Genomic DNA, 2,734 nt, shown 5'->3' with positions numbered 1-2,734 from the left:
GGAGGGGCGGTTTTGGCGCAAGACAAAACCGGGGTGGGGTTCTTCTGGATTTATAGCCTGGGAACTAGCAGTAGGAGGTTCTACCTCCTGAGTCATAGCTAAATGACAATAGTGCAAGAACAGATACAAACAGGCGAGTGCGCGAAGACGCACGCTGCGCGATACGCGTAGCGTCAAGCCTCCGGCTTATCGCACTTCATTAAGGTGATTTTTCAGTTTCGGAGTACTTCTCAACTAAATATTCCAAAACTCCTGTGCCATTGCTTCAATCGTTCTTTCTAGAGAAGGTAAATAGTTTTCAATGACATTCCAAACAATATCAAGCTCTACACTTAGATATTCGTGGGTTAATCTATTACGAAAGCCAGCAATATTACTCCATTCTGTTTCAGGGTATGCATTTTTCCAATCAGTTGGTAATTTTTGTACAGACTCACACATCACCTGAATATTTCTTAAAACTGCATCTTGGGTTTTAATGTCATTAAAAAATACTTCTTTCCCTTCAAGTGTATATTGCTTAATTCTGTTGAGACAATCGCGAATGTGAATAAGATAAATCCGACTGTCTTTCATAAAGAAATAGCCTCTTTTAAGACTTTATCTTGAATAAAATAATGCAAAGAATTCGTAGTTACCACATCAACCTTCCGATTCAACAAGGTTTCTAACTCTTGAACTAAGCCACCAGGAAACCAAGGTGTAATTTTATTCAAGTCATAATCAATCAAAAAATCAATATCACTGCTTGGTGTTTCTTCTCCTCTAGCTACGCTACCAAAAATTCGGATATTATAAGCACCATGTTTAGCAGCAATACTGATAATTTCTGCTCGTTTTTCTTGGAGGATTTCTTTTAATTTCATTTTCAATCTCTCATAACACTACAGCTTATTTGAATATGGATTCAACACGATGGTACAGAAGAAGGAATTGCCAATCGATTAGTTGAAATGGGAGTACCCAAGCAAGATATTATTTTGGCATTTCACGAACCCTATGTGCGTCAGTTTACGGGGTTTGGAACTTGAAGAATATTGTAGGTTAATATTAGGGCTGTAATGTTCGCGTTATTTAATCTACTGAAATTTTTAGCAATAGAGGAAAAATGAGCGTCGTCATATCAGATGATACTTTACGTGAAGCGTGGAATGACAGAAGCCGAATTTAGACAAGAAGTTGCTCTGTTGCTGTTTGGATCTGGAAAACTTCCCCTTGGATATGCGAGCAAGTTGGCAGAAATGGATAAAATACAGTTTCAACAGTTGCTTCAAAAACGCAAAATTCCTCTGTATTCTTATGAAATAGAAGATTTTGAACTCGATTTGAAAAATTTGCGGGAATTGGGTAGGTTGTGATTGTTATTAGGGCAGGTTTGTTTGAGTTGCGTTTACACCAAAGACCAGAAGATGCCTGAAAATGCCAAACTAGAGGTAGAGATTTGTTGAAATCATTTTGGGTTAGGCTATGGGCATTGATGAAATACTTAAAGCTTATCGGGAAGAAATTTTGAGAATTGCGGCTTTGTACGGAGCGTATAATGTCCGGGTGTTTGGTTCTGTGGCGAGAGGAGAAGCAAGACTAGACAGTGATGTAGATTTTCTGGTGGAACTTGAACCACAACGAACCTTGTTAGACCAAATTGCTTTGATGCAGTCTTTGGAAGAATTGCTAGGACGTAAAGTGGATGTAACTGAACCAGAAACTCTACATGAGTTGATTAGAGATAAAGTGTTGCGGGAAGCTGTGGCGTTGTGAGAGATGATCGGCTGTACTTGAGCAACATCTTTGAATGTATCGAGCGCATAGAGTCTTATACTCGTGATGGCAAAGAGGTATTTTTGCAAACCACAATAATTCAAGATGCGGTAATTAGAAATTTTGAAATTATTGGGGAAGCAACGAAGCGGTTATCTCCCGAAATAAGAGCAGTTTACCCAGATGTACCTTGGCAGCAAGTAGCTGGTTTTAGAGATGTACTGATTCATGATTATTTGAAGGTGAATTTAAATCGAGTTTGGGGCGTGATTGAACAGAATTTGCCCCAACTAAAGGCAACTATTGAAGCGATTTTGCAAGAATTGGGGAAGTAATATCAGGCTTTCCTGCTAGCTCAGATCTTGCACCATAATGTTCGTCCGCCAAGAAATAAATTTCTTGGCTCAAAGTTCAAGTCCGTTAAAACGGACTGAATAAGTCTTTGAGTCCGTTAAAACGGACTTGGCTTATTAGCCTTGTAGACGCCGGATGATATCATGCCATAGCGATAAGCCCTTGGCTTGACGTAACTTCATACCTTGATCTTTCCACCGTTCGCCGCCCAGGTTATGAGCAGCGGCGGATCAACGTCGATTTCCCGATATGGATGATTGAAGCACTTGATCGTGAGGCGGCGCGGCGGGAGTGTCACTCGACAGTCCATCATTAAGGTATGGATTGCTCAACGGCTTGAGTGGCATTCGTAATTTCTGCTTGCTAATTTTTATCGTTCGCGGGCTTTGCCTGGGAACCAGCAGTAGGAGGTTCTACCTCCTCACTACTTTCTTTTAAGAACATCATCACAAAGGTGTCGGTCATCCTTAACATTAGGGTTATTCTTCAAATAATCATGCGCCCAAGCGCAACCACGTCTGAGTAAATCATCCAAATCCATATTCCACAATTTGACTGTGTTGTCAGAACTACCAGAAGCTAGAGTCTTACCATCCGGGCTGAACACGACACTTGTGACATA

7 protein-coding genes and 1 pseudogene are annotated in these 2,734 nt (G+C 40.5%); 5 read left to right on the top strand and 3 right to left on the bottom strand.

Going from position 1 to position 2,734, the window contains the following annotated elements; all coding sequences use genetic code 11:
- Positions 1 to 234: 234 nt before the first annotated feature.
- Both DP116_RS27755 and DP116_RS27750 read right to left on the bottom strand, forming a co-directional pair.
- On the bottom strand, positions 235 to 576 hold the full coding sequence (locus DP116_RS27755; protein WP_169158186.1) for a HepT-like ribonuclease domain-containing protein: 342 nt from the start codon (positions 574 to 576) through the stop codon (positions 235 to 237).
- Positions 573 to 866 (bottom strand): nucleotidyltransferase family protein, encoded by a 294-nt coding sequence (locus DP116_RS27750; RefSeq protein ID WP_169158185.1) that lies wholly within the window; start codon positions 864 to 866, stop codon positions 573 to 575. Before DP116_RS27750 ends, DP116_RS27755 begins: the two co-directional genes overlap by 4 nt.
- 33 nt (positions 867 to 899) lie before the next feature.
- On the opposite strand from DP116_RS27750, the pseudogene DP116_RS27745 reads away from it, so the two are divergent.
- The 5 genes and pseudogenes from DP116_RS27745 to brnA all read left to right on the top strand — a co-directional run.
- Positions 900 to 1,031, top strand: a pseudogene (locus tag DP116_RS27745) (element excision factor XisI family protein); the annotation flags it as partial.
- 120 nt (positions 1,032 to 1,151) lie between these two features.
- On the top strand, positions 1,152 to 1,358 hold the full coding sequence (locus DP116_RS27740; protein ID WP_246275831.1) for a UPF0175 family protein: 207 nt from the start codon (positions 1,152 to 1,154) through the stop codon (positions 1,356 to 1,358).
- Positions 1,359 to 1,467: 109 nt separating this feature from the next.
- Positions 1,468 to 1,758 (top strand): nucleotidyltransferase family protein, encoded by a 291-nt coding sequence (locus DP116_RS27735; RefSeq protein WP_169158184.1) that lies wholly within the window; start codon positions 1,468 to 1,470, stop codon positions 1,756 to 1,758.
- Positions 1,755 to 2,093 carry a HepT-like ribonuclease domain-containing protein gene (locus tag DP116_RS27730; RefSeq protein ID WP_169158183.1) on the top strand — a complete coding sequence of 113 codons (339 nt, stop codon included), beginning with the start codon at positions 1,755 to 1,757 and terminating at the stop codon, positions 2,091 to 2,093. The genes DP116_RS27735 and DP116_RS27730 overlap by 4 nt, the downstream gene beginning before the upstream one ends.
- A 167-nt stretch (positions 2,094 to 2,260) precedes the next feature.
- Positions 2,261 to 2,428 (top strand): type II toxin-antitoxin system BrnA family antitoxin, encoded by a 168-nt coding sequence (brnA, locus tag DP116_RS30845; RefSeq protein ID WP_422614249.1) that lies wholly within the window; start codon positions 2,261 to 2,263, stop codon positions 2,426 to 2,428.
- A gap of 108 nt (positions 2,429 to 2,536) precedes the next feature.
- Here the strand turns inward: brnA and DP116_RS27720 are convergent.
- Positions 2,537 to 2,734: WD40 repeat domain-containing protein (locus tag DP116_RS27720; RefSeq protein WP_211173554.1), on the bottom strand; the 198-nt coding region annotated here is incomplete at its 5' end.

Origin of the sequence: Brasilonema bromeliae SPC951, assembly GCF_012912135.1 — a bacterium.
GTDB classification, from domain to species: domain Bacteria; phylum Cyanobacteriota; class Cyanobacteriia; order Cyanobacteriales; family Nostocaceae; genus Brasilonema; species Brasilonema bromeliae.
The sequence above is the reverse complement of the archived record's forward strand: the minus strand, read 5'-3'. Positions and strand labels throughout refer to the sequence as shown.